Origin of the sequence: Enterobacter sp. MGH 38 (assembly GCF_000492855.1) — a bacterium.
Lineage (GTDB): Bacteria > Pseudomonadota > Gammaproteobacteria > Enterobacterales > Enterobacteriaceae > Enterobacter > Enterobacter hormaechei_C.
The window spans coordinates 333,555-359,442 of the sequence record NZ_KI535608.1; the positions used below are offsets into that span (position 1 = coordinate 333,555).

Below are 25,888 nucleotides of genomic sequence, written 5' to 3' on the forward strand. Positions count from 1 at the left end.
TAATATTATCAATAAAATTTGCTCTGAAACAAAAAAGACTGTTAAACATGGGGTTATAAGGGTGACGGCGTTAACAACCGGAAGTGAAGCGTGGTGGCAGGCGAAAAACGGGCCGGAACGGGAACGTCATCAGGAAAACTATCGCGTGACATTCTGGTGGCGGGACCCGGCGGGAACGCAGAAAAGCTCGACGGTGAAACGCGTCTGGCTCTACGTCACCGGCGTGACCGATCACCATCAAAATGCCCGTCCGCAATCCCTTGAACGTATCCCGGATACTGACGTCTGGCAGTGGCAGGGCGAGTTCAGCCCCGAATGGCGCGGCAGCTACTGTTTTATCCCCTCCGATAACGAAAACGATTTTGCCGATGCAGTGTTTGAAGGCGAGCAGCCGGACCGCATGGCGCTGCGCGAAGGCTGGCGTAAACTGTTGCCGCACGCGGTGTCCGACCCGCTGAATCCGCAGAGCTGGCGCGGCGGGCGCGGGCACGCCGTCTCGGCGCTGGAGATGCCGGAGGCGCCCGTACAGCCCGGCTGGAACCATCCCGATACCCCTTACAATAAGCCTGTCTGTATTGATTGGCACAGCGCGCGTCTGAAGAACCGTCGCCGCGTGTGGATTTTTACCACCGGGGATGAAAGCCCCGAGCGCCCGCTGGCGGTGCTCCTTGACGGGCAGTTCTGGGCCGAAAGCATGCCCGTCTGGCCTGCTCTGGCGTCGCTCACCCATGAAGGCAAACTGCCGCCTGCGGTTTATGCCTTAATTGACGTCATTGACACCGCACACCGCAGCCGCGAGCTGCCGTGCAACCCTGATTTCTGGCTGGCGGTGCAGGAAGAACTTCTCCCGCAAGTGAAAAGCATGGCCCCGTTCAGCGACCGCGCCGACCATACCGTGGTGGCGGGTCAGAGCTTCGGCGGACTCTCTTCCCTCTATGCGGGCCTCAACTGGCCGCAGCGTTTTGGCTGCATCCTCAGCCAGTCCGGATCCTACTGGTGGCCGCACCGCGGCGCGCAGCAGGACGGGCTGCTCATCGAACAACTCAAAGCGGGTGAAAAAACCGCTCGCGGGCTGCGCATTGTCCTTGAGGCCGGGCGCAACGAGCCGCTTATTTTGCGCGCCAACCAGGCGATCTTCGCCGAACTACACACTCAGCAACCGGTTTTCTGGCGCCAGGTTGACGGCGGACACGATGCGCTTTGCTGGCGCGGTGGGCTGACGCAGGGGCTGATGACCCTCTGGCAGCCGCTTATTCAATAACGGAGTCTGTATGGAATTCAGCAATCCTTTCGATAATCCGCAGGGACAGTTCGCCATTTTGCAAAATGACCAGGGGCAGTACAGCCTGTGGCCGCAGCAGTGCGAGTTGCCCGCGGGCTGGCGCGTGGTCTGCGAACCGCAATCTCAGGAGGCGTGCCAGCAGTGGCTGGCGGAACAGTGGCAGACGCTTGAGCCGTTTTATTTTGCGGGGGAGCGCGCATGAACCGTCTCCCTCTTGTCGCCGCCCAGCCGGGGATTTGGATGGCAGAGCAGCTTTCCTCCCTGCCAAACGCCTGGAGCGTCGCGCACTATACCGAGCTGAAAGGCGCTATCGATGCGCCATTGCTGGCAAAAGCCATCGCTGAAGGCATGATGCAGGCCGACACCCTGCGGATGCGTTTTGCCGAAGATCACGGTGAGGTGTGGCAGTGGATCGATGAGGCCATGCTCCTGCCGGAGCCGTCCATCGTGCGCGTTGACTCCCACGACGCCGCCGTGGCGCTGATGGAAGCCGATCTCAAGCAGAACCTGCGCGTCGACAGCGGTCAGCCGCTGGCGTTTCACCAGCTGATCCAGGTGGGAGAAAGCCACTGGTACTGGTATCAGCGGTATCATCATCTGGTGGTAGATGGCTTCAGTTTCCCGGCCATTACGCGTCAGATCGCCGCCATTTACGCTGCGTGGCAGAAAGGGGAACCCGCGCCCGCCTCCCCGTTTACCCCGTTCGCCGAGGTGGTGGAGGAGTATCAGCGCTATCGCGACAGTGAGGCGTATCAGCGCGACGGTGCTTTCTGGGCCGAACAGCGCCAACAGCTTCCTTCTCCGGTCTCGCTCTCTTCCGCGCCCCTGCCTGGACACGCCGCCACCACCGACATCCTGCGCCTGAAAATGGCGATGGACGGACGTGCTTTCAGCCAGCTTGCACAGATGGCAGGCCAGGCGCAGCGTACCGATCTGGCGCTTGCGCTGGTGGTGCTGTGGCTGGGCCGCCTGACCGGACGGCTGGACTACGCCGCCGGGTTTATCTTTATGCGCCGCATGGGCTCCGCCGCGCTGACCGCGACCGGACCGGTGCTCAACGTCCTGCCGCTGGCGGTGAATATTCGCCCGCACGAGAGCCTGCCGGAACTGGCGCTGCGCCTGGCGAACCAGCTGAAAAAGATGCGTCGCCATCAGCGTTACGACGCCGAGCAGATCGTGCGCGACAGCGGACGTGCCGCAGGCGATGAAGCCCTGTTTGGTCCGGTGCTGAACGTCAAGGTGTTCGATTATCAGCTGGATATCGAGGGCGTCGAGGCCATTACCCACACGCTGGCGACCGGCCCGGTGAACGATCTGGAGCTTGCGCTGTTCCCGGACGAGCAGGACGGACTGAGCATTGAGATCCTCGCCAACGGGCAGCGTTACGACGAGGCGACGCTAAAGGGCCACGCGGCGCGGCTGAACGCAATGCTGACGCAGTTTGCCGCCAACCCGGACCTGCGCTGTGGCGACGTGGAAACCGTATCAGAGCAGGAGTATGCCCGGCTGGCGCGCATCAACGATACCGGGCTGGCGCTGCCGTCCACCACGCTGGCGGATCTGGTCGCGGAGCAGGCGAGCAAAACGCCGGACGCCCCCGCGCTGGCGGATGCCCATACTGAACTGAACTACCGCCAGATGCGCGAGCAGGTGGTCGCGCTGGCAAACCTGCTGCGCGCGCGCGGCGTGAAGCCGGGCGACAGCGTGGCGGTGGCGCTTCCGCGCTCGGTGTTCCTGACGTTAGCCTTGCACGGCATTGTGGAGGCGGGCGCCGCGTGGCTGCCGCTCGACACCGGCTACCCGGACGATCGCCTGCGGATGATGCTCGAGGACGCGAAGCCGTCCCTGCTCATTACCACCGACGAGCAGCTTCCGCGCTTTAGCGATCTCTCCGTCGAGACGTTTAGTTACAACACACTATTACCGACCTCGGGTGCTGAACCGCTGCGCCTGGCGAAGCCGGAGCAAACCGCGTACATCATCTTTACCTCCGGTTCGACGGGACGTCCAAAAGGGGTGATGGTCGGCCATACCGCCATCGTTAACCGCCTGAAGTGGATGCAGGATCATTATCCACTGACGGCGCATGACGTGGTGGCGCAGAAAACGCCGTGCAGCTTTGACGTGTCGGTGTGGGAGTTCTGGTGGCCGTTTATCGCCGGGGCGAAGCTGGTGATGGCCGAGCCGGACGCGCACCGCGATCCGCAGGCGATGCAGAGCTTCTTCGCAGAATATGGCGTAACCACCACCCACTTCGTGCCGTCGATGCTGGCGGCGTTCGTCGCCTCACTGACGCCGGAAAACGCCCACTGTTGCAGGACGCTGAAGCTGGTGTTCTGTAGCGGCGAGGCGTTGCCGACTGCGCTGTGCCGCGAGTGGGAACAGCTCACCCATGCGCCGCTGCACAACCTCTATGGCCCGACCGAAGCGGCGGTGGACGTCAGCTGGTATCCGGCGTACGGCCCCGAGCTGGCGGCGGTGGAAGGGAACAGCGTGCCGATCGGCTTCCCGGTGTGGAATACGGGGCTGCGCATTCTGGACGCGATGATGCGCCCGGTGCCGTTCGGCGTGGCGGGGGATCTGTATCTCACCGGCATCCAGCTGGCGCAGGGGTATCTGGGACGCCCCGACCTTACCGCCAGCCGCTTTATCGCCGACCCGTTCGCGCCGGGCGAGCGGATGTACCGCACCGGTGATGTTGCCCGCTGGCTGGATAACGGCGCGGTGGAATATCTGGGCCGCAGCGACGACCAGCTAAAAATTCGCGGCCAGCGCATCGAGCTGGGTGAAATCGACCGGGCGATGCTTGCGCTGCCGGACGTGGCGCAGGCCGTGGCGCACGCCTGCGTGTTCAACCAGGCAGCGGCGACGGGTGGCGATGCCCGCCAGCTGGTGGGGTACGTGGTTTCTGAATCTGGCTTACCGCTGGACCGCGACGCGCTGCTTGCATCACTCAAAGCCCAGCTGCCACCGCATATGGTGCCGGTGGTGCTGCTGCAAATCAGCGCGCTGCCGTTAAGCGCCAACGGCAAGCTGGATCGCAAGGCGCTGCCGCTGCCGGAGCTGACCAGCAGAACTTCCGGTCGCGCACCTGAGACGCAAACCGAAGTGGCCGTGGCGCAGGCGTTTTCTTCCCTGCTGGGCTGCGCGGTGAATGATATCGAGGCCGATTTCTTTGCCCTCGGCGGCCACTCGCTGCTGGCGATGCGCCTCGCGGCTCAGCTCAGCCGTGCGTTCAGCCGTAAGGTCACGCCGGGGCAGATTATGGTCGCCTCGACGGTAAGCAAGCTTAGCGCCCTGCTGGACTCGCAGATGAGCGACGAGCAGGCGCAGCGTCTGGGGTATGAAACCCTTCTGCCGCTGCGTGAAAGCAACGGCCCGACGCTGTTCTGCTTCCATCCGGCGTCCGGCTTTGCCTGGCAGTTTAGCGTCCTGGCGCGCTACCTCAGCCCGCGCTGGTCCATCGTCGGCATTCAGTCGCCGCGGCCAAACGGCCCGATGCAGCAGTGCGCGGATCTCGATGGGGTGATCGAACATCATCTGAACACGTTGCGTAAGCAGCAGCCGCAGGGGCCGTATTACCTGTTCGGCTATTCCCTCGGCGGCACGCTGGCGCAGGGCATTGCGGCCCGCCTGCGCGAGCAGGGTGAAGCGGTGGCGTTCCTCGGCCTGCTGGATACCTGGCCGCCGGAAACCCAGAACTGGGCGGAGAAAGAGGCCAACGGCCTCGACCCGGCGGTGCTGGCAGAGATCGAGCGCGAGCGTCAGGCGTTTATCGCCGCCCAGCAGGGGCAGGGCTCCAGCGAGCTGTTTAACGCCATTGAGGGCAACTACGCCGACGCGGTGCGGCTGCTCACCACCGCACACAGCGCGCGCTTTGACGGTAAAGCGACGCTGTTTGTCGCCGAGCGAACGCGAACCCAGGATCCTCAGGCCGCGTGGGCGCCGTGGGTGGGCGAGCTGGAGGTCTACAGCCAGGACTGCGCCCACGTGGATATTATTTCACCGCAGGCGTTTGAGAAAATTGGGCCGGTACTGAAGGAAATTTTAGGATAGTGCAAATGCCCCTCACCCTAACCCTCTCCCACGGGGAGAGGGGATGGTTTGCTCCCTCTCCCTGTGGGAGAGGGCCGGGGTGAGGGCATCAGACCGCACTTTTTCCAAGCGGCACCACCAACGGCGTACCCGCCACCGGATCGTCAATAATCATGCAGCGCATGCCGTAGATCCGCGCGATCAGCTCTGGCGTCACAATCTCCTTCGGCGCGCCCTGCGCCACAATCTCGCCGTCGCGCAGCGCAATCAGATGTGTCGCGTAGCGGCACGCCTGGTTTAAGTCGTGCAACACCGCCGCCAGGGTGTACCCCTGCGTACGGTTCAGCTCGCTCAGCAGCTCCAGCAGGTCAATCTGATGGCTGATATCCAGCCAGGTCGTCGGCTCGTCCAGCAGCATGATCGAGGTTTCCTGCGCCAGCACCATTGCGATCCACGCGCGCTGGCGCTGTCCGCCGGAGAGGGTATCGACGCTTTGCTGGGCCAGCTCGGTGATGCCCGTCGCCTGCATCGCGCGCTTCACGGCCTCGTCGTCCTCCTTGCGCCAGCGGGTAAACAGCGGCTGGTGCGGATAGCGCCCGCGGGAGACCAGCTCCTGCACGGTAATATCCCCCGGCGTGGTGGCGTTTTGCGCCAGCAGCCCAATTCGGCGCGCCACCTCTTTGCTGGCGAAGCGCTGGATCTGCTCCCCGTCGAGGAACACGCTGCCCTCAACCGGCGACATCAGGCGGCTCAGCGTGCGCAGCAATGTTGATTTGCCGCAGCCGTTTGGCCCGATAATGGCGGTGAAGTGGCCGTCCGGAATGGCGACGGATAAGTCCCGGGCAATGATTTTTTTGCCGTAGCCGAGGGTCAAGTTTTCGCCGCGCAAGCGGGTGGTTAAATCTGTCATTTCTTGCGTGACTCCTGAACGAGCAAGACGATGAGGTAAATCCCGCCGAGGCTGACGGTCACCACGCCCACCGGCAGTTGATAAGGCGTAAACAGCCGCTGGGCGCAGAGATCGGCGGCCAGCAGTAATACTGCACCGCACAGCGCCGCCTGGGTTAATCCCCAGCGCGCGGTGCCGCTAAGTCGCCGCGCGATATGCGGCGCGACAAGGGCAATAAACGAGATCGGCCCGGCGATGGCGGTAGACGCTGCGGTCAGCAAGACCGCCACCAGCATCAGCATCAGGCGCGAGCGCTCTACGCTCACGCCCAGCGCGCAGGCGCTGTCGTCGCCCATCTCCAGCAGCCGCATGCGCCTGACCAGCAGCAACGCGCCGATAAACATCAGGATAATCAGCGGCGCGGCGGGCCAGGTTTTTACCCACGTCAGACCGTTGAGGGAACCGGCGTACCACAGTCCGGCGGAGAGTGCGGTTTCCAGCGACGCCTGTAGCAGAAGCCAGGTGTTAAACGCCATCAGCATCGCGCGGATGCCGATCCCGATGATGATCAGGCGGAAGGTGTCGATGCCGTTGCGCCAGGCCAGGGCCCAGATAAGCAGGGAGGTGAGAATGCCGCCCGCCATCGCCGTAAAGGTAATGGCCGTGAGATGCTGCCCGAACAGCACCATCGCCACCAGCACGCCGCTCCACGCGCCGGTATTCAGGCCCATCACGTCCGGGCTGCCGAGGGGGTTACGCATCAGCGACTGGAATATCGCGCCGCTGACGCCAAGCGCCGCGCCAACCAGGATCGCCATTGCCACGCGCGGCAGTCGCCATTCGGTGACCACCATGGTGATGTTACGCGGCGCGCTGCCGGTGAGAGCGTGAAAGACCTGCGCGAAATCAAGCGTTACGGCACCGCTTTGCAGGCTCCAGACCGCCAGCAGCAGACAGGCGACGACCAGCAGGGCGACGCTGGTGAGTAAACGACGTGACGGGGCCATCATGCGCCACCCCCGCGTCTGCGTCGTACCAGGAAGATCAGCACCGGCGCGCCGATAAAGGCGCTGACCACCGAGACACGCAGTTCGCCCGGCACCAGCAGGCGGCCCAGCACGTCGGCAAACAGCAGCAGGGCAGGGGTCGCCAGCAGCGTTACCGGGAGGGACCAGCGGTGATCCGCCCCCACCAGCCAGCGCGCCATGTGCGGCATCATCAGGCCGATAAAGGCAATCGGGCCGACCACGGCGGTCGCGCTGCCGCACAGCACGGTGATGGCAAGCAGGCCCGTCAGCTGCGTACGCGCCACGCGGTTGCCGAGGGCGGTCGCGGTGTCACTGCCGAGGCTCAGGCTGTTCAGCGCCCGGCTTAAACAGAGCGCCACGGCGGCAGCGACGCTCGCCGGGATCACCACCACTTTTAAGGTTTCAAGGGTACGAATATCCAGCGAACCCGCCTGCCAGAAGCGCAGCTGGTCATACACGTCCGGGTTGAGCAGGGCGATGCCGTTGGACAAGCCTTCCAGTACCGCCGCGAGCGCTACGCCCGCCAGCGTTAAGCGTACCGGGCTGAGCTGTCCGCCGCCCTGGCTGCCGGTAAACGCCACCACCAGCGAGGCGGCCAGCGCGCCGCAGAAGGCCATCACCAGCTGTTCAGACGGAGAGGTGAAACCAAACAGCGCCGCGCCGAGCACAATGGCGAAGCTGGCACCAGAGTTCACGCCGAGAATGCCAGGGTCCGCCAGCGGGTTGCGGGTGAGGGTTTGCATCAGGGCACCGGCAAGGCCGAGCGCACCACCGGCCAGCAGGCCGGCAAGGGTGCGGGGCAGGCGAGCGTCGAGCACGATGGTGCAGTCGGCGCTCTGACAGGTACCGGATAGCGCATCGACAATAACGGACGCGGGCAGCGGTTTTGCGCCGACCAGCAGGCTGAGTGCAATCGCAAGGATTAGCAGTAGCAATAAAACGGGCACGGCAAGGGCGCGCACCGCAGAAGAGGAAAACGACATAGCAACATCCATGATTTGATAATGATAGTGATTATCGTTATCTATCTTATTTGGCTATGTTAGCATGTGCGCCCATGGAATGGGTAGAAATAGACTCAAGGCTTTGTCATGAATCAAAAATCCTGGCTGCTTAACCTCAGCCTGCTCAAAACACACCCGGCGTATCGCGCCGTTTTTATCGCTCGCTTTATCTCCATTTTGTCCCTCGGTCTGCTTGGTGTGGCCGTGCCGGTGCAAATCCAGACCATGACTCACTCCAGCTGGCTGGTAGGGTTATCCGTCACCTTAACCGGCGGGGCGATGTTTATCGGCCTGATGGTGGGCGGCGTGCTGGCGGACCGCTACGAGCGTAAAAAGCTTATCCTGCTGGCGCGCGGTACCTGCGGGGTGGGCTTTGTCGGGCTGTGTCTGAACGCCATGCTGCCGGAGCCGTCGCTGATGGTGATTTATGCCCTGGGCCTGTGGGACGGCTTTTTTGCCTCGTTAGGCGTGACGGCGCTGCTGGCGGCCACGCCCGCGCTGGTCGGGCGCGAAAACCTGATGCAGGCGGGGGCGATCACCATGCTCACCGTGCGCCTCGGCTCGGTGATTTCGCCGATGGTCGGCGGTCTGCTGCTGGCGACCGGCAACGTGGCGTGGAACTACGGCCTTGCCGCAGCCGGAACCTTTATCACCACCCTGACGCTGCTGCGTCTGCCGCTCCTGCCACCGCCGCCGCAGCCGCGCGAGCATCCGCTGAAGTCCCTGATGGCCGCGATTCGTTTTCTGTTCAGCAACCCGTTGATTGGCGGCATTGCGCTGCTCGGCGGCCTGCTGACGATGGCGAGCGCCGTGCGCGTGCTGTACCCGGCGCTGGCGGGCGAGTGGCAGATGAGCGCCTCAGAGATTGGCGTGCTGTACGCCGCCATTCCGCTCGGCGCCGCGTGTGGGGCGCTGACCAGCGGCAACCTGGCGCAGAGCGCGAGACCGGGGCTGATCATGCTGGTGGCGACGCTGGCCTCGTTTATCGCGATTGGTTTCTTCAGCCTGATGCCGGTGTGGGCGCTGGGGGTGATGTGTCTGGTGATTTTTGGCTGGCTGAGCGCGGTCAGCTCGCTTTTACAGTACACCCTGATCCAGACCCAGACGCCGGAAGGGATGCTCGGGCGCATTAACGGCCTGTGGACCGCGCAGAACGTGACGGGCGATGCAATTGGCGCGGCGATCCTCGGCGGGATGGGGGCGATAATGACCCCGGTGGCGTCGGCGAGCAGCAGCGGGTTTGTGTTAGCGATGATTGGCGCGATCTTACTGGTGACGCTGGTGGAATTGCGGCGGTTCAGGCAGGAGGTTGCGTTGAACGACGGTGCGGCCTGATGCCCTCACCCCGGCCCTCTCCCACGGGGAGAGGGAGGAAAAATGCCTACTTAAACAACGCATTCAATCTGTCTAACACCAGCATCGCGCTGTAATAATCCAGGCGGAACGTCTCCGTTCCCAGCGCCCAGACGCGCTTGTTCTTCACCGACGGCAGATGCGCCAGCAGCGGATTGGCGTAAATCGCATTCACGTCTTTCTGGTCGCCGGCAAACACGAACAGCCCTTCGCCGTTCAGCCCCGTCGCCAGATTTTCTCCACCCAGCTGAATAATGTCGTGGCGCTTGCCCTGGCTTGTTGAGGTCTGCAAACCGGCAGGCAGGTCCGCCAGCGTAAAGCCCAGCTGGTGCAGCAGCTTGCCCTGCGCGGAGTCTGTCGTCCACAGGTTCGCCGTGTGTGCCGCGGCGGTGTAAACGATGGCGTTCACCGGCTGTGGCGGCAGCTTCATCTGCTGCTTCACCTGGGCGAGCTGTTTATCGAAGGCAGCGATGCGCTCTGCGGCCTGTGTCTCCTGCCCGGTGATCGTCCCCAGCTGGGTCAGCAGTTCCTGCCAGCTTTTGTCGTCGTAATTGATGATAAGCGTCGGCGCGATGGCGGAAAGCTGATCGTAGAGCGCAAGCGCGGAATCCCCGCCTGTGGCGCTGATCAAAATCAGGTCCGGCATCTGGGCCGCGACCGCTTCGGCGCTCGGCTCGCCGATGTACAGCCGGGCAACCTTACGCTGCTTCGCGATATCGCCCCACTGACGTAAAAAGCCCTGCGCATCCGCCACGCGGTTGTTCGGCGTGGTCGCTCCGCTGGCAATGACCGGCGCGTCAATGGCCAGCAGGGAGCCGGTTAAGGTCACGCTGGTGGAGACAATGCGCGTCGGTTTGCTCTCAAGCGTGTGAACGCCGCGGCTGTCGGAGACCTGGCGCGGCCAGTCGTCGGCGGCGGCTGAGGTTAGTCCTAAAACAAAAAGTCCTGTTAAAAGAAGGGCATTGCGGCAAACGGCAGCGATTTTCACAGAGCGGCATCCTGATTTTATTGAAGATAATGCTTCTCATTTTCAGGGCTGTAGGGAAGGGATGCAAGCGTTTGTCGCACAAGTTATTTGCCCGACGGTTGACAGCGGGGCGATGTGGGATTAGGTTAGCCGACGAAAATATAAATGATAATCATTATTGCTTCTTTTATCATTTTAAGGAGGATGATATGGACACGTCCCTGGCTGAGGAAGTTCAGCACACCGCGACTACGCTGCAAGCAGATAGCTTTTTCTTTATGTCGCCTTACCGCAGTTTTACCACGTCCGGCTGTTTTGCCCGTTTTTCTGAACCCGCCGTCGGCGGTGACGATCCGGCGGGTCCCTTTCAGCAGAAATTAGCTCAGGCTTTCCGGAATGCGAAAAACAGCGGCATTGCCCATCCGGTGATGGTAGGGGCGATCCCCTTCGATACCCGCAAACCGTCATCGCTGTTTATTCCGCAACGCTGGCAAACCTTCTCCCGCCCGGCGCGTCAGCAGTCCGCACGCTACGCCTCCGGCGCGCAGACGCTGAACGTGCAACAACGCACCGAGATCCCGCCGCAGCCGATTTTCGAGGAGATGGTGGCCCGCGCCGCGTCGCTCACCGCCACGCCGCAGGTGAATAAGGTGGTGCTGTCGCGCCTGATTGATATTGCCACCGACAAACAGATTGATAGCAGCGCGCTGATGGAGCGTCTTATCGCCCAGAACCCGGCGAGCTTTAACTTCCACGTACCGCTGGAAGACGGCGGCGTGCTGCTGGGCGCCAGCCCGGAACTGCTGCTGCGTAAAGAGGGCGCGCACTTTAGTTCGCTGCCGCTGGCGGGCTCTGCGCGCCGTCAGCCGGACGATGTGCTGGATCGCGAAGCGGGCACTAAGCTGCTGGCCTCCGAAAAAGACCGTCACGAGCACGACCTGGTAACCCAGGCGATGAAAACCATTCTGGAACCGCGCAGCCATCATTTGAGCATGCCGGCTTCCCCGCAGCTCATTACCACCCCAACGCTGTGGCATCTGGCCACGCCGGTTGAGGGTGACGCGCGTGAAAACGAGAACGCCCTGACGCTGGCCTGCCTGCTGCACCCGACCCCGGCCCTGAGCGGTTTCCCGCATCAGGCGGCAAAAGAACTCATTGCCGAGCTGGAGCCCTTCGACCGCGAACTGTTCGGCGGCATTGTTGGCTGGTGCGACAGCGAAGGTAACGGCGAGTGGGTGGTAACTATCCGCTGCGCGCGGCTGCATCAAAATACCGTTCGCCTGTTTGCCGGCGCGGGCATTGTGCCTGCTTCCTCCCCGGTGGGCGAGTGGCGCGAGACGGGCGTGAAGCTCTCCACCATGCTCAACGTGTTTGGTTTGCACTAAGGAATACTCATGACCATCCCTTTTACCCGCTGGCCTGAGGATTTTGCCCGGCGCTACCGTGAAAAAGGCTACTGGCAGGATCTGCCGCTGACCCACATCCTGACGGACCATGCGGACAGCGATGCGGTCGCGATAATTGACGGCGATCGCCGCATTACCTACCGCGCGTTTAATCAGGCGGTGACGAATCTGGCGTCCGCCCTTCAGGCGCAGGGGCTGCATCGCGGCGAGACCGCGCTGGTGCAGCTCGGCAACGTGGCCGAGTTCTACATCACCTTCTTCGCGCTACTGCAAATCGGCGTCGCGCCGGTCAACGCGCTCTTTAGCCATCAGCGCAGTGAACTCAACGCCTACGCGGAGCAGATCAAACCCGCCGTACTGATTGCCGATCGCGACCACGCGCTGTTCTCGGGCGATGATTTTCTCAACACCTTTGTGGATGCGCATCGCTCGGTACGCGTTGTGCTGCTACGCGGCGATAAGGGCGAACACGCGCTGGAGGCGGCGATTTCACGCCCGGCGGACAATTTCATCCCGAACCCGACGCCCGCCGACGAAGTGGCGTTCTTCCAGCTCTCCGGCGGCAGCACCGGCACGCCGAAGCTGATCCCGCGTACGCACAACGACTACGACTACAGCATTCGCCGCAGCAACGAAATCTGCGGTATCACTGCGCACACCCGCTATCTGAACGCGCTTCCCGCGGCGCACAACTACGCCATGAGTTCGCCGGGATCGTTAGGCGTTTTCACGGCGGGCGGCTGCGTGGTGCTGGCGAACGATCCGAGCGCCACGCTCTGCTTCCCGCTGATTGAGCAGCATCAGATCAACGTCACCTCGCTGGTGCCGCCCGCGGTCAGCCTGTGGTTGCAGGCGATTGCCGACGGCGCGGGGAACGCCCAGCTGAAATCCCTCGAACTGCTCCAGGTAGGCGGCGCACGTCTCTCCGCCACGCTTGCGGCGCGCATTCCGGCGGAAATTGGCTGCCAGCTTCAGCAGGTGTTTGGCATGGCGGAAGGGCTGGTGAACTACACCGCCCTCGACGATGCGCCGGAGCGCATCATCAATACCCAGGGCCGCCCGATGTGCCCGGACGACGAAGTGTGGGTGGCGGACGAGGACGGCAACCCGCTGCCGCGCGGGGAAGTCGGACGCCTGATGACGCGCGGCCCGTACACCTTCCGCGGCTATTTCAACAGCCCGGAACACAACGCCAGCGCCTTTGATGCCAACGGTTTCTACTGCTCGGGCGATCTGATCGCCATCGACGAGCAGGGTTACATCACCGTGCAGGGGCGCGAGAAAGATCAGATCAACCGCGGTGGCGAGAAGATCGCCGCCGAAGAGATCGAAAACCTGCTGCTGCGCCACGACGCGGTGATCCACGCCGCGCTGGTGAGCATGGAGGACAGCCTGCTGGGCGAAAAAAGCTGCGCGTACCTGGTGGTGAAACAGCCCCTGCGCGCGGTGGAGGTGCGACGCTTCCTGCGCGAGCAGGGCGTTGCCGAATTTAAGCTGCCGGACCGCGTGGAGAGCGTGGATGCGCTTCCGCTCACGCCGGTCGGCAAAGTTGATAAGAAACAGTTGCGCCTGTGGCTTGCTGAACGCGCCCGGGGCTGAGGAACAGAGAATGGCCATTCCAAAATTAACCGCATACGCGCTGCCAACCGCCGCCGAACTGCCGACCAGTAAAGTGAACTGGGCGTTTGAACCGGAGCGCGCCGCGCTGCTGATCCACGATATGCAGGAGTACTTCCTGAACTTCTGGGGCGAAAATAGCGACATGATGCAGCAGGTAGTGGCGAACATCGCTAAACTGCGCGCGTACTGCAAAGAGCACAATATTCCGGTGTACTACACCGCGCAGCCGAAAGATCAGAGCGATGAAGACCGTGCCCTGCTGAACGACATGTGGGGGCCGGGCCTGACCCGTTCGCCGGAGCAGCAGCGCATCGTCGCTGAGCTGACCCCGGATGAAGCGGACACCGTGCTGGTGAAGTGGCGCTACAGCGCGTTTCACCGCTCGCCGCTGGAGCAGATGCTGAAAGAGACCGGGCGCAACCAGCTTTTGATCACCGGCGTATACGCCCACATCGGCTGCATGACCACCGCCACCGACGCCTTTATGCGCGACATTAAACCGTTCTTTATCGCCGACGCGCTGGCGGATTTCACCCGCGACGAGCACCTGATGTCGCTGAAATACGTGGCCGGACGTTCGGGCCGCGTGGTGATGACCGACGAGCTGCTGCCGTCCGTTCCGGCAACGAAAGCCGCGCTGCGTGAGCTGATCCTGCCGCTGCTGGACGAGTCCGACGAGCCGATGGATGACGAAAACCTGATCGACTACGGTCTGGATTCAGTACGGATGATGGCGCTCGCCGCCCGCTGGCGCAAAGTGCACGGCGACATTGATTTCGTGATGCTGGCAAAAAATCCGACCCTCGATGCCTGGTGGGCGCTGCTCTCCCGCGAGGTGAAGTGATGGCTTTTGATTTTACCGGTAAAACCGTCTGGGTGACGGGCGCGGGTAAGGGCATTGGCTATGCGACCGCGCTGGCATTTGTGGAGGCCGGGGCGCAGGTGACCGGGTTCGATCTGGCTTTCCCTCACGGCGAATATCCGTTTGCCACCGAAACGCTGGACGTGGCGGATGCGGCGCAGGCGAGTGACGTCTGCGGGCGTTTGCTCAGCAGCCTTGAGCGGCTCGACGTGCTGGTTAACGCAGCGGGCATTCTGCGTATGGGCGCGACGGATCAGCTTTCGCCGGAGGACTGGCAGCAGACCTTTGCGGTCAACGTCGGCGGCGCGTTCAACCTGTTCCAGCAGACGATGGGCCAGTTCCGTCGTCAGCAGGGTGGGGCGATTGTGACGGTGGCCTCTGACGCGGCGCACACGCCGCGCATCGGCATGAGCGCCTACGGCGCGTCGAAAGCGGCGCTGAAAAGCCTGGCGCTGACAGTCGGGCTGGAACTGGCGGGCAGCGGCGTACGCTGTAACCTGGTGTCGCCGGGTTCAACGGATACCGACATGCAGCGCACCCTGTGGACCAGCGACGATGCGGAACAGCGGCGCATTCGCGGCTTTGGCGAGCAGTTCAAGCTTGGCATTCCGCTCGGTAAAATTGCCCGTCCGCAGGAGATTGCTGCGACCGTGCTGTTCCTGGCATCCGATGCCGCCAGCCATATCACCTTGCAGGATATCGTGGTGGACGGCGGCTCCACGCTGGGGGCGTAATGATCTGGAAACGTCATTTAACGCTCGAGGAGCTGAACGCCACCAGCCTGAATACGATGGTGGGGCACCTTGGCATCGTCTATACCCGCCTCGGGGACGATACGCTGGAAGCGGAGATGCCGGTGGATGCGCGCACCCATCAGCCGTTTGGCCTGCTGCACGGCGGCGCCTCGGCGGCGCTGGCGGAAACGCTGGGCTCGATGGCCGGTTTTCTGATGACCCGTGACGGGCAGAACGTGGTGGGTACGGAACTGAATGCCACGCACCACCGCGCAGTCTCACACGGTAAGGTACGCGGCGTGTGTCAGCCGCTGCATCTGGGCCGTTCCAGCCAGAGCTGGGAGATCGTGGTGTTCGACGAGCAGGGGCGGCGGTGCTGTACCTGTCGGTTGAGTACGATGGTGTTGGGGTAAGTCATTCAGCTGAAAGTGATCGGCTTAACACTGTGGTGTAAATCTCTGGTTTGACCACGCATTATTGCGTTTCAAAGTTGTTAAATTTTATCCGTTGTTCTAGAAACAAAATGTAACATCTCACTGTTTCACAACAACGGACAACAACTATGAACAACTCAGGGAAATACCTTACGTGGGCGGTGCTCTCCGTGGTGGGAGCCTTTGCCCTGGGCTATATCGCCCTCAACCGGGGGGAGCAGATCAACGCGCTGTGGATCGTCGTCGCCTCCGTCTGCATTTATCTGATCGCATACCGTTTTTATGGCCGCTATATCGCAAAGACGGTGCTGGGCGTAGACGGCACGCGCATGACGCCGGCCGTGCGTCATAACGACGGTCTGGACTACGTGCCGACCGATAAAAAAGTGCTGTTCGGTCACCATTTCGCGGCGATTGCCGGGGCAGGCCCGCTGGTGGGGCCGGTACTGGCCGCGCAGATGGGCTACCTGCCGGGGATGATCTGGATCCTCGCTGGGGTGGTGCTGGCGGGCGCGGTGCAGGACTTCATGGTGCTGTTCGTCTCCACCCGTCGCGACGGTCGTTCGCTGGGTGAGCTGGTGAAAGAAGAGATGGGGGCAACCGCCGGGGTGATTGCGCTGGTGGCGACCTTTATGATCATGGTGATCATCCTCGCGGTGCTGGCGATGATTGTGGTGAAAGCCTTGACCCACAGCCCGTGGGGAACCTATACCGTCGCCTTCACCATACCGCTGGCGCTGTTCATGGGGATCTACATTCGCTACCTGCGTCCGGGGCGCATTGGTGAAGTGTCAGTCATTGGCCTGGTGTTCCTGGTGTTTGCCATTATCTCCGGCGGCTGGGTGGCGGAAAGCCCGACCTGGGCACCGTTCTTCGACTTCACCGGCGTGCAGCTGACCTGGATGCTGGTAGGCTACGGCTTCGTGGCGGCGGTGCTGCCGGTATGGCTGCTGCTGGCCCCGCGTGACTACCTCTCTACCTTCCTGAAAATCGGCACCATCGTCGGGCTGGCGATCGGCATTTTAATTATGCGCCCGACCCTGACCATGCCTGCGCTGACCAAATTTATTGACGGCACCGGCCCGGTCTGGACCGGCAATCTGTTCCCGTTCCTGTTTATCACCATCGCCTGTGGGGCGGTGTCGGGCTTCCACGCGCTGATTGCCTCCGGGACCACGCCGAAGATGCTGGCGAATGAAAATCAGGCCTGCCTGATTGGCTACGGCGGCATGCTGATGGAGTCCTTCGTGGCGATTATGGCGCTGGTTTCGGCCTGTATTATTGACCCGGGCGTGTATTTCGCGATGAACAGCCCGATGGCGGTGCTGGCCCCGGCCGGCACCGTTGACGTGGTCGCCTCTGCCGCGCAGGTGGTGAGCGGCTGGGGCTTTGCGATTACCCCTGAAACGTTGACGCATATCGCTAATGAGGTCGGCGAGCAGTCGATTATCTCCCGCGCAGGCGGGGCGCCAACGCTGGCGGTGGGCATGGCCTACATCCTGCACGGCGCGCTGGGCGGGCTGATGGATGTCTCGTTCTGGTATCACTTCGCCATTCTGTTCGAGGCGCTGTTTATTCTGACGGCGGTGGATGCCGGTACCCGTGCGGCGCGCTTTATGTTGCAGGATCTGCTGGGGGTGATCTCCCCGAACCTGAAACGTACCGATTCACTCCCGGCTAACCTGCTGGCGACAGCGCTGTGCGTGCTGGCGTGGGGCTACTTCCTGCATCAGGGCGTGGTCGACCCGCTGGGCGGGATTAACACCCTGTGGCCGCTGTTCGGTATCGCCAACCAGATGCTGGCGGGCATGGCCCTGATGCTCTGCGCGGTAGTGCTGTTCAAGATGAAGCGCCAGCGTTACGCATGGGTGGCGCTGGTGCCAACGGCGTGGCTGCTGATCTGTACCCTGACCGCGGGCTGGCAGAAAGCCTTCAGCCCGGACAACAAGGTGGGCTTCCTGGCGATCGCCAATAAGTTCCAGGCGATGATCGACAGCGGTAAGATCCCGGCACAGTACACCGAATCTCAGCTGTCGCAGCTGGTGTTTAACAACCGTCTGGACGCCGGGCTGACCATCTTCTTTATGGTGGTGGTTGTGGTGCTGGCGTTGTATTCTCTGAAAACCGCGCTGGCGGCGTTGAAAGTCGACAAACCGACGGCGAAAGAGACGCCGTATGAGCCAATGCCTGAGAACCTGGACGAGATTGTCACCCAGGCGAAAGGGGCGCATTAACATTACCAAACCCCCTCACCCCAGCCCTCTCCCCAAAGGGGAGAGGGTGTTAAAGTTCCCTCTCCCCTTTGGGGAGAGGGTCAGGGTGAGGGGAATACAAACGAGAAACTGATTATGTTCGACACCCTTTCCAAAGCAGGTAAATACCTGGGCCAGGCCGCTAAAATGATGATTGGCGTGCCGGATTACGACAACTACGTCGAGCATATGCGCGTCAACCACCCGGACCAGACGCCCATGACCTACGAAGAATTTTTCCGCGACCGTCAGGACGCCCGCTACGGCGGCAAGGGCGGGGCGAAGTGCTGTTAACCCTCTTTCGGTAAATAGAGGCTGATCTGCTCCTGTTTACAGCCGTAAAGTGCCGCCAGCTTTTCGCGGGTGCGCTTTTGCGGTCGGGAGTCCAGCGCTTCCAGCTGTGACACGGCGGACTGGCTGATGCCAAGCTTCTCCGCCACCTCCTGCTGGGACATGCCGCGTAAAATGCGCCAGGCGGCCTGTAGGCTGACGTTCTCGTTATGCATGATGTCGCACACTTCACCCGGTAAACCTACGTTATCGTAGATGTCTGATTCGTAAGGGATGTCTTCCCAGTCGTTTTCATCATCGTCATCGTACTCAAGCATGGCTAAACGCATGCGAAAATATTCACCGTAGGGTATGACAACATACTGTTTTTTTCCTTCTTCATCCTTGATGAACTGAATAGTCATATTCCGTATGCTCCTCATGAAGGTAGGTAGTGGTTGTCCGGCGTTTTACTGCCACTACGTAGCAGATATCACCCGGCGGGTCTCCGAAGGTGTAAATGACCCTGTAATCACCTAATCGCAACCTGTAGTGGTTTTCGGGAGAAGATAATTTCTTGATATCCGCGACAGGTGATGTTTTATCGTCCATCTTCTCCAGCCTGAATTTAATGCGGTTCTGATATCGAGGATCGATTTTAGAAAACTGCTTCTCTGCTGTTTTAGACCACACAATCTTCATCCGTACCTCCACTGTACGCCCATACAAAATATAAGGAAATAATAAGACTATTAGATAAATTCCGAATTTCTAATGGGGTACTGTAGAGCGGAGAATAACCGCGAGAAAGCGGCAAAACGCGAATCGTCGAGGCGGCTCGAACAGGCCTCTGCCGGGCGACAGAGGCATACAGTAAATTTGCGATCAGGCGTTCAGACCGCCGTCGACATCCAGACCGGTGCCGGAAATTTGCCCCGCAGCCGGGCTGGCGAGGAAGGTGACTGCCGCTGCGATATCCTCCGGCTGGCCGTAATGGCCCAGGGCAATAAGCTGACGCTGAGAGTCAGCCTGCTCACCGTCTTCCGGGTTCATATCGCTGTTGGTCGGGCCGGGGTGGACCAGGTTGACGGTAATGCCGCGCGGGCCTAAATCACGGGCCAGACCTCGGGTGAGAGAGTTAAGGGCAGACTTGGTCATCGAGTAGACGGCGATCCCCGGCTGCGCCACGCGGTTCGCCAGACAGCTGCCAATGTTGATGATGCGTCCGCCGTCCGACATATGCACCAGCGCTTCCTGAATGGCGATCACCACGCCGCGGATGTTGACGTTGATCAGAGCGTCGATGTCCGCCAGGGTCATGGACTCCAGCGGGCCGCCGCGCGCAATCCCGGCGTTATTGACCAGAATATCCAGCCCGCCGAGGGAGCGCGCCGCCTGCGTGACCGCATCCTGAATCGCCTGCGCGCTGGCGCTGTCGGCCTGAATCGCCTCGCCGTGTCGCCCCAGCGCGTTGATCTCATCGACGACCTGCTGGGCTTTATCGACGGATTTTTCGTAGGTGATAACCACATCGGCACCGGCTCGCGCCAGCGACAGCGCAATCGCCCGACCCAGCCCACGACTGGCGCCGGTAACCAGCGCCTTTTTACCTGTTAAATCGATCTGCATGATGACCTCGTTGCAAGAGTGGAGAGAATCATCATTAGGTATAGCCCGTCGGCGCAATTAACGGCTGAAGGATTCCACCTTCGCAAACGCGGCGCGCAGCACCTCAGGCGTTAACGTCACCGGCAGATAGTGAATCGACTCCACCGGGCGCAGGGTGTGGCCAATGACCTTATCCAGCTCGTCGCGGTTGTGAATATCGACGTCCAGCTCGCGAAGCGTGATTGGCAGGTTAAAGCGCCGGTACGCCGCCACCAGCTGCGCCAGCACGTCGTCCTGGCCGAGCAGGGCGCTCTGGACCAGAATGCCGTAGGCCACCTTGGTGCCGTGCAGGTATTTTTCCGTCTGCGGCAGCACGGTTAAGCCGTTGTGCACCGCGTGCGCCGCCGCCACGCGGGTATAGCGCTCACCCAGACCGCCGACCATTCCGCCTCCGGCAATAATCGCATCCACCACGTCCCGGAACGCCTGCGTCTGTTCGCCGCGCTGCTGATCTGCAAGCGCCTCTTCGCTGCGTTCCAGCAGCACGTCGCGGATCGCCAGCGCACCGTTCAGGCCAAGACGCACGGTCAGCGGCAGACTCTCAGGTTGAGGGGCGAGCACCGCCGCTTCGTACCACTTCGCCAGCGTATCGCCGATGCCCGCCAGCAGGTATTCCGCCGGGGCGTTAAGGATGATCTGCGGCTCCACCAGCACCAGAAAGTTGGCGTCGTCAAAAATCTCAAACTGTAGCGCCTGACCGGCATCGTTGTACCACACGGAGAGCGGGGTCCACGCCGCGCAGGTGGCGGCGATAGTGGGAATGCCCACGAACGGCACGCCCAGACAACGCGCCACGGCCTTGACGGTATCCATTACCGCACCGCCGCCCACGCCAATCACCACGCTGGTTTCACTTCCCGACTCGTTTACCAGATGAGTGACGTCACGCTCGCTGCAATGGCCCTTAAACAACAGATGTTTTGCCCCCGTCGCGTTAAAACTCTGCGGCAGATAAGGGCGTGCGCCCTCGATTGCCCGCTCGCCGTAGATCCACACCGCGCGGGAAAGTTGTTCCGGAGTAAAGAAATTATCCAGGTGTGCAAGGCTTCCCGGATGAGAGAAGTAGTTCGCCGGGCCGGGTACGACGCGGATATCGGTGTTGCTCATGAAGTTGTCCTTTTTTAGCAAGCGCTAACCCGATGTTATGTCTGGACATCCGGATGGCTAATAATATTTCGCTTTATCTTATGCCTTTTCCGTCGTTGTCAGTCAACCGGAGCTGTGAAAAATTCGCTAAATCAGAAGAGTAATGAAGGATTTACGCGGATGGTTTCCAGTCGCCTTGAGATGCGCGGTATCAGCCTGGCCTTTTCCGGCTTTCAGGCGCTGTCGCGCGTGGACTTCACGCTGAACGGCGGGTCGGTGCATGCGCTGACCGGCGCCAACGGCGCGGGGAAATCGACGCTGATGGCGGTGCTGTGCGGGACGCACGACCACTATGAAGGCGAAATCTGCATTAACAACCAGCCGGTAAGCATCCGCGAGCCGCTGGACGCCAAACGGCTGGGCATCCACCTCGTGCAGCAGGAGGTGGACGTGGCGCTGATCCCGGGGTTAAGCATTGCTGAAAACATCATGCTCGACCAGCTGGCGCAGCCAGGGCACCGCTACCGCTGGCGCGACATCCGCCAGCAGGCGCGGCAGGCGCTGGCGCAGCTGGATGTTTCGCTCGACGTTCGCCGCTCCATCGACGGCTGCACGCTGGCTGAAAAACAGCAGATTTTGCTGGCGCGGGCGTTATCTCATCACTGCCGTTTTTTGATTCTTGATGAACCCACCGCGCCGCTTGACGCGCACGAGAGCGAGCGTCTGTTTGCGGTAGTAAGACGTCTGCAACAGCAGGGCATCGGCGTGGTGTTTATCTCACACCGCATTCACGAGCTAAAAGCTATCTGCGACACCCTCACGGTGCTGCGCGACGGCAGGCTGATTGAGTCTGGCCCGATGGCCGATCTCAGCGGTGAAGAGATTGTTGAGAAGATGCTCGGCCACGTGCTGAGCGATATCTACCCGCCCGCGCGCCCGCCGCACGGCGACGAAACGCTGCTGCGGGTAGAAGGGCTGCACGACGACGCGCTGCTGAAAGATATCTCGCTGCACCTGCGCAAGGGCGAAATTCTCGGCATTGCCGGGCTGGCGGGCGCGGGCAAAACAGAACTCTGTAAGGCGCTGTTTGGCGCCAGTAAAAGCCGCGTCGCGAACGGCGAGCTGAACCATCAGGACTGGAAACCGCGCGACCCGGCGGACTCGGTGCTGCGCGGCCTGGCGCTGGTGCCGGAAGAGCGGCGCAAAGAGGGCATTTTTATCGACGAGCCGGTGAGCATGAATCTTGCCGTGTGCGCCGATAACAGCTTCTCGCGCTGGAGCCTGTTCGGCCATCGTCAGGCGTGGCGCTGGGCGGAGGAGGTGATCGCCCGCGTCGGCGTTCGCGCCCGCGGTCCCGGGCAGGTTTTGCGACGTCTCTCCGGCGGCAACCAGCAGAAGGTCGCCATCGGTAAATGGTTGCGTAATGACGCCAGCGTGCTGATATTCGACGAGCCGACCAAAGGCGTGGACGTGAAGGCCAAAACCGATCTGTTTCAGCTTATCGACGGCCTGGCGCGCGAGGGCAAAGGGGTGATTTACGCCTCGGGCGAATTTGCCGAACTGGTCGGGCTGTGCGACCGCATCTGCGTCCTGTGGGACGGGCGCATCGTGGCGGAAATCGCCGGGGCCGAGGCCCGTGAAGAGACACTACTTTATTATTCAACCGGAGGAACGGCGTCGTGAGCAAGGCCCTTTCAGTGAGCGCGGCGGCGTCTGGCCGTCAGCAGATTTTCGATTTTCTCTACAAGTGGGGCATGTTGCTGACCGTCGTCGCGCTGGTGGCCGTTTTTGGCCTGGCGTCGGACAGCTTCCTCGATCCGAACAACATCATCAACATTCTGCGCTCGATTGCCATCGTGACGGTGATTGCCATCGGCGTGTCGATCTCCCTGACCGTCGGCGGGTTCGATCTCTCGGTGGGATCCACCGCGTCGCTGGCGAACGCGCTGGTGATTTCGCTCTTCGTCTGGCACGGCTTCGGCACCACCGAGTCGATTGTAATCACTCTCGCGCTCTGCACGCTGGTCGGCCTGTTTAACGCCTTTCTGATCGTCATCCTGCGCATTCCGGACATGCTCGCGACCCTTGCCAGCCTGTTTGTCATCCAGGGCGTGGCGATGACCTACAGTTACGGCGGGTCGATTACTGAGAACATGGTGCTGCCGAGCGGCGACATGGCGGAAGGGACCATCCCTGCGACGTTCAGCCTGCTGGGGCAGGTGCCGACCATTGTGATCGTCATGCTGATGGTGACGATTCTGGCGCAGCTGGGCCTGTCGCTGACCACTCATGGACGCCGGATGTACGCCATTGGCGGCAACCCCGAAGCCGCGCGCCTCTCTGGCATTCGCACCACGCGCTACAAGGTGGCAGCCTACGTGATTGCCTCCCTGCTGGCGGGCCTGGGCGGGATTTTGCTGGCCTCGCGCATTGGGTCGTCGCAGGTGAACGCGGGCGGCGGTTACCTGATGGATGCGGTGGCGGCGGCGTGGATCGGCTTCTCGCTGGCCGGGTCCGGCAAGCCGAATGCCCTGGGCACGCTGGTGGGGGCGGTGATCCTCGGCGTGCTGTCGAACGGGCTGGTGATGCTCTCCGTGCCGTATTACGCCATGGACATTATAAAAGGGCTGGTGCTCGCGGTAGCGCTGGCGATTACCTACATACAAAAACGCTGACAACACAACGGGATAAAAAATGAAAAAGATTGCACTCTCTTTGGTGGCATTAGGGTTATTCACCGCTCTGCCTGGCTTCGCGGCCACGCCCGCACCGCTCCCGGCGGCCATTGCCAACCATGACGGCCCCATTCGCATTGCGGTGATCCGCAACCTCGGCTCAGACGACAACACCACGCAGTTTGTTGCCGGGGCCATTCAGGAAGGAAAAAAGCTCGGCTTTAAGGTCAGCACCTTTTTAAGCAACGGGGACGATGCCAAATTCCAGGACTTCGTGAACCAGGCCATCAGCCAGAAGTACGACGGGATTATCCTGTCTCAGGGCCGCGATCCGTACTCCACCGCGCTGGTAAAAAAGGCGGTGGATGCCGGGATCAAGGTCGCCGTATTTGATACCGCCGTCAACGGCGAGATCCCGGGCGTGACCGTTACCCAACAGGACGATGCCTCTCTGACCAATCTCTCCTTCGGCCAGCTGGCGAAAGATTTCAACGGCAAGGCCAATATCGTCAAGCTGTGGGTAGCGGGCTTCCCGCCGATGGAGCGTCGTCAGGCGGCGTATAAAGAGTTGCAAAAGCAGTACCCGGAGATTAAAGAGCTGGAGTCCATCGGCGCGGTCTCCTCTGACGTGCAGGGCGATACCGCCAACAAGGTGGGTGCGATCCTGGCGAAATACCCCAAAGGCAAAATCGACGCCATCTGGGGGACCTGGGATGCTTTCAGCCAGGGCGCGTATAAGGCGCTGAAAGAGAACGGCCGCACCGAGATCAAACTCTACAGCATCGACATCTCCAACCAGGATTTACAGCTGATGCGCGAGCCGGGTAGCCCGTGGAAGGTGAGCGTGGCGGTAGATCCGAAGCTGATTGGCGCGACCAACGTACGCCTGATCGCCAACAAGATTGCCGGTGAAGCCACGCCTGCCACCTACGACTTCAAAGCCGCTGCGATCCCGCAGGCGCTGCTGACCGCGCAGCCGGGGGCGGTGAACGTGGCGTCGCTGGGCAAAATCATTCCGGGCTGGGGCCAGACGGAAGATTTTATCGCGCCGTGGTTTGCGACGCTGGAAGCGAAAAATAAATGAGCATGCTTCCTACGCCAGAATACAGCTGCAATATGCGGCTGATTGGCCATAGCGACCAGGGCGGTCGCCCGGACGGCGTGCAGCTGATGGTGCACCGCGGCTTTGCGTATATCGGCCATATGGTGTCGCAGGGCTTTTCGATTGTCGACGTGCGCGATCCAAAAAATCCGAACCCCGCGGGCTATGTCCCCGCGCCGCCGGGCACCTGGAACGTGCACCTCCAGGCGCATGACGACCTGCTGCTGGTGATCAACGCCCGGGATCTGTTTGCCGATGCCCGCTTCGCCGACGAGAAGGTCTACTACACCCGTCAGGTAGGAGAGACCGTCAGCGACGTTCAGGACAGGGGCTGGAGCGCCGGGCTTCGCGTTTTTGATATCTCCACGCCGGACAGGCCGCGCGAAATCGGCTTTCTGTCGCTGAGCGGCATCGGCATTCACCGCATCTGGTACGTCGGTGGCCGCTGGGCGTACGTGTCGGCGCTGATCGACGGTTTTACCGACTACATTTTCCTGACCATTGACCTGGCGGACCCGCGCAAGCCCGAGGTGGCGGGGCGCTGGTGGCTGCCGGGGATGAACCAGGCCGCAGGCGAACAGCCGGACTGGCCGGAAGGGAAACGCTACGCGCTGCACCACGCGATTATTGCGGGGGATACCGCGTACGGCAGCTGGCGCGACGGCGGCCTGACGCTGCTGGACGTGAAGGATCGTACCCAGCCTAAGCTCATTAGCCACCGTAACTGGAGCCCGCCGTTTGGCGGTGGGACGCACACCGCGCTGCCGCTGCCGGACCGCGATCTGCTGGTGGTGCTGGACGAAGCGGTGCTCGATAACCAGGAAGACGGCGAGAAGCTGATCTGGCTGTTTGATATTCGCGAGCCGTCGAACCCGGTGAGTATCTCTACCTTCCCGCAGCCGGATGAAATCGACTACGTGGCGAAAGGGGCGCATTTTGGCCCGCACAACCTGCACGAGAACCGGCCGGGGAGCTTTGTCAGCTCCACGCTGATCTTCGCGACGTATCAGAACGCGGGCGTGCGCGCGTATGACATTTCCAATCCGTATCGCCCGGTGGAAACGGGAGCGCTGGTGCCCGCGGCGCCGGAGAGGATGATGGATACGCGGCCGAATCGCCCGCAGGTGATCCAGTCGTGTGACGTGTTTGTGGACGCGCAGGGGATTATTTACAGCACGGACTATAACGGCGGGCTGTCGGTGATTGAGTATCTGGGGTGAG

23 protein-coding genes are annotated in these 25,888 nt (G+C 61.7%); 15 read left to right on the forward strand and 8 right to left on the reverse strand.

Annotated elements, in window-relative coordinates; translation table 11 throughout:
• Positions 1–61: 61 nt before the first annotated feature.
• Genes fes through entF form a run of 3 tightly spaced genes read left to right on the forward strand, consistent with a single transcriptional unit; the run spans position 62 to position 5,338 of the window.
• A complete protein-coding gene (gene fes, locus L384_RS09755; RefSeq protein ID WP_032628162.1) occupies positions 62–1,261 on the forward strand; it encodes an enterochelin esterase in 1,200 nt (399 codons plus the stop codon).
• 10 nt (positions 1,262–1,271) lie between these two features.
• Positions 1,272–1,484: an MbtH family protein gene (locus L384_RS09750; protein WP_003858806.1), complete on the forward strand. Its 213-nt coding sequence runs from the start codon at positions 1,272–1,274 to the stop codon at positions 1,482–1,484.
• Entirely contained in the window at positions 1,481–5,338 is a 3,858-nt protein-coding gene (entF, locus tag L384_RS09745) for an enterobactin non-ribosomal peptide synthetase EntF (RefSeq protein WP_023324288.1), read from the forward strand. Before L384_RS09750 ends, entF begins: the two co-directional genes overlap by 4 nt.
• A gap of 88 nt (positions 5,339–5,426) precedes the next feature.
• Here entF and fepC read toward each other — a convergent pair whose 3' ends face one another.
• Genes fepC through fepD form a run of 3 tightly spaced genes read right to left on the reverse strand, consistent with a single transcriptional unit; the run spans position 5,427 to position 8,217 of the window.
• Positions 5,427–6,227, reverse strand: a complete 801-nt coding sequence (fepC, locus tag L384_RS09740) for an iron-enterobactin ABC transporter ATP-binding protein (protein WP_023324289.1) — start codon at positions 6,225–6,227, stop codon at positions 5,427–5,429.
• Entirely contained in the window at positions 6,224–7,213 is a 990-nt protein-coding gene (gene fepG / locus L384_RS09735; protein ID WP_072139725.1) for an iron-enterobactin ABC transporter permease, read from the reverse strand. The genes fepC and fepG overlap by 4 nt, the downstream gene beginning before the upstream one ends.
• Complete coding sequence (fepD, locus tag L384_RS09730; protein WP_022650567.1) at positions 7,213–8,217, reverse strand: Fe(3+)-siderophore ABC transporter permease; 1,005 nt, start codon at positions 8,215–8,217, stop codon at positions 7,213–7,215. Before fepD ends, fepG begins: the two co-directional genes overlap by 1 nt.
• Positions 8,218–8,325: 108 nt before the next feature.
• Between fepD and entS the strand changes: the two genes are divergently transcribed.
• Positions 8,326–9,573 carry an enterobactin transporter EntS gene (gene entS, locus L384_RS09725; protein ID WP_023324290.1) on the forward strand — a complete coding sequence of 416 codons (1,248 nt, stop codon included), beginning with the start codon at positions 8,326–8,328 and terminating at the stop codon, positions 9,571–9,573.
• 46 nt (positions 9,574–9,619) lie between these two features.
• Here entS and fepB read toward each other — a convergent pair whose 3' ends face one another.
• Positions 9,620–10,579: a Fe2+-enterobactin ABC transporter substrate-binding protein gene (fepB, locus tag L384_RS09720; protein ID WP_023324291.1), complete on the reverse strand. Its 960-nt coding sequence runs from the start codon at positions 10,577–10,579 to the stop codon at positions 9,620–9,622.
• 188 nt (positions 10,580–10,767) lie between these two features.
• Here fepB and entC point away from each other — a divergent pair, with 188 nt between their 5' ends.
• The 7 genes from entC to L384_RS09685 all read left to right on the forward strand — a co-directional run bounded on the left by entC (position 10,768) and on the right by L384_RS09685 (position 18,160).
• Positions 10,768–11,943 carry an isochorismate synthase EntC gene (gene entC / locus L384_RS09715; RefSeq protein ID WP_023324292.1) on the forward strand — a complete coding sequence of 392 codons (1,176 nt, stop codon included), beginning with the start codon at positions 10,768–10,770 and terminating at the stop codon, positions 11,941–11,943.
• A 9-nt stretch (positions 11,944–11,952) separates the two neighbouring features.
• Positions 11,953–13,563, forward strand: a complete 1,611-nt coding sequence (entE, locus tag L384_RS09710) for a (2,3-dihydroxybenzoyl)adenylate synthase EntE (protein ID WP_023324293.1) — start codon at positions 11,953–11,955, stop codon at positions 13,561–13,563.
• Positions 13,564–13,573: 10 nt separating this feature from the next.
• A complete protein-coding gene (locus L384_RS09705; protein ID WP_017382510.1) occupies positions 13,574–14,428 on the forward strand; it encodes an isochorismatase in 855 nt (284 codons plus the stop codon).
• The gene (gene entA, locus L384_RS09700; protein ID WP_023324294.1) at positions 14,428–15,180 is read left to right on the forward strand and encodes a 2,3-dihydro-2,3-dihydroxybenzoate dehydrogenase EntA; all 753 of its coding nucleotides are present in this window, start codon (positions 14,428–14,430) and stop codon (positions 15,178–15,180) included. The genes L384_RS09705 and entA overlap by 1 nt, the downstream gene beginning before the upstream one ends.
• Positions 15,180–15,593, forward strand: coding sequence for a proofreading thioesterase EntH (entH, locus tag L384_RS09695; RefSeq protein WP_015571173.1), 414 nt, complete (start codon positions 15,180–15,182; stop codon positions 15,591–15,593). Before entA ends, entH begins: the two co-directional genes overlap by 1 nt.
• 149 nt (positions 15,594–15,742) lie before the next feature.
• Complete coding sequence (cstA, locus tag L384_RS09690) at positions 15,743–17,848, forward strand: pyruvate/proton symporter CstA (protein WP_015571172.1); 2,106 nt, start codon at positions 15,743–15,745, stop codon at positions 17,846–17,848.
• A gap of 114 nt (positions 17,849–17,962) precedes the next feature.
• Entirely contained in the window at positions 17,963–18,160 is a 198-nt protein-coding gene (locus L384_RS09685; protein ID WP_006809671.1) for a YbdD/YjiX family protein, read from the forward strand.
• Here the strand turns inward: L384_RS09685 and L384_RS09680 are convergent.
• From L384_RS09680 to L384_RS09665, 4 genes are all read right to left on the reverse strand, one after another.
• Positions 18,157–18,561, reverse strand: a complete 405-nt coding sequence (locus tag L384_RS09680; RefSeq protein WP_023324295.1) for a helix-turn-helix domain-containing protein — start codon at positions 18,559–18,561, stop codon at positions 18,157–18,159. The two genes, L384_RS09685 and L384_RS09680, sit on opposite strands and share 4 nt — an antisense overlap.
• On the reverse strand, positions 18,536–18,838 hold the full coding sequence (locus L384_RS09675) for a type II toxin-antitoxin system RelE family toxin (RefSeq protein WP_022647393.1): 303 nt from the start codon (positions 18,836–18,838) through the stop codon (positions 18,536–18,538). Before L384_RS09675 ends, L384_RS09680 begins: the two co-directional genes overlap by 26 nt.
• Positions 18,839–19,021: 183 nt before the next feature.
• On the reverse strand, positions 19,022–19,765 hold the full coding sequence (locus L384_RS09670) for an SDR family NAD(P)-dependent oxidoreductase (RefSeq protein WP_017382507.1): 744 nt from the start codon (positions 19,763–19,765) through the stop codon (positions 19,022–19,024).
• Positions 19,766–19,822: 57 nt separating this feature from the next.
• Positions 19,823–20,911 carry an oxidoreductase gene (locus tag L384_RS09665; protein ID WP_023324296.1) on the reverse strand — a complete coding sequence of 363 codons (1,089 nt, stop codon included), beginning with the start codon at positions 20,909–20,911 and terminating at the stop codon, positions 19,823–19,825.
• 159 nt (positions 20,912–21,070) lie between these two features.
• Between L384_RS09665 and L384_RS09660 the strand changes: the two genes are divergently transcribed.
• From L384_RS09660 to L384_RS09645, 4 genes are read left to right on the forward strand one after another with little or no spacing between them, the layout of a single operon-like run.
• Entirely contained in the window at positions 21,071–22,573 is a 1,503-nt protein-coding gene (locus tag L384_RS09660; RefSeq protein ID WP_023324297.1) for a sugar ABC transporter ATP-binding protein, read from the forward strand.
• Positions 22,570–23,565 carry an ABC transporter permease gene (locus L384_RS09655; RefSeq protein ID WP_023324298.1) on the forward strand — a complete coding sequence of 332 codons (996 nt, stop codon included), beginning with the start codon at positions 22,570–22,572 and terminating at the stop codon, positions 23,563–23,565. Before L384_RS09660 ends, L384_RS09655 begins: the two co-directional genes overlap by 4 nt.
• A gap of 19 nt (positions 23,566–23,584) precedes the next feature.
• Complete coding sequence (locus L384_RS09650; RefSeq protein WP_022650577.1) at positions 23,585–24,649, forward strand: sugar ABC transporter substrate-binding protein; 1,065 nt, start codon at positions 23,585–23,587, stop codon at positions 24,647–24,649.
• Complete coding sequence (locus L384_RS09645) at positions 24,646–25,887, forward strand: LVIVD repeat-containing protein (RefSeq protein WP_023324299.1); 1,242 nt, start codon at positions 24,646–24,648, stop codon at positions 25,885–25,887. Before L384_RS09650 ends, L384_RS09645 begins: the two co-directional genes overlap by 4 nt.
• Position 25,888: the final 1 nt, after the last annotated feature.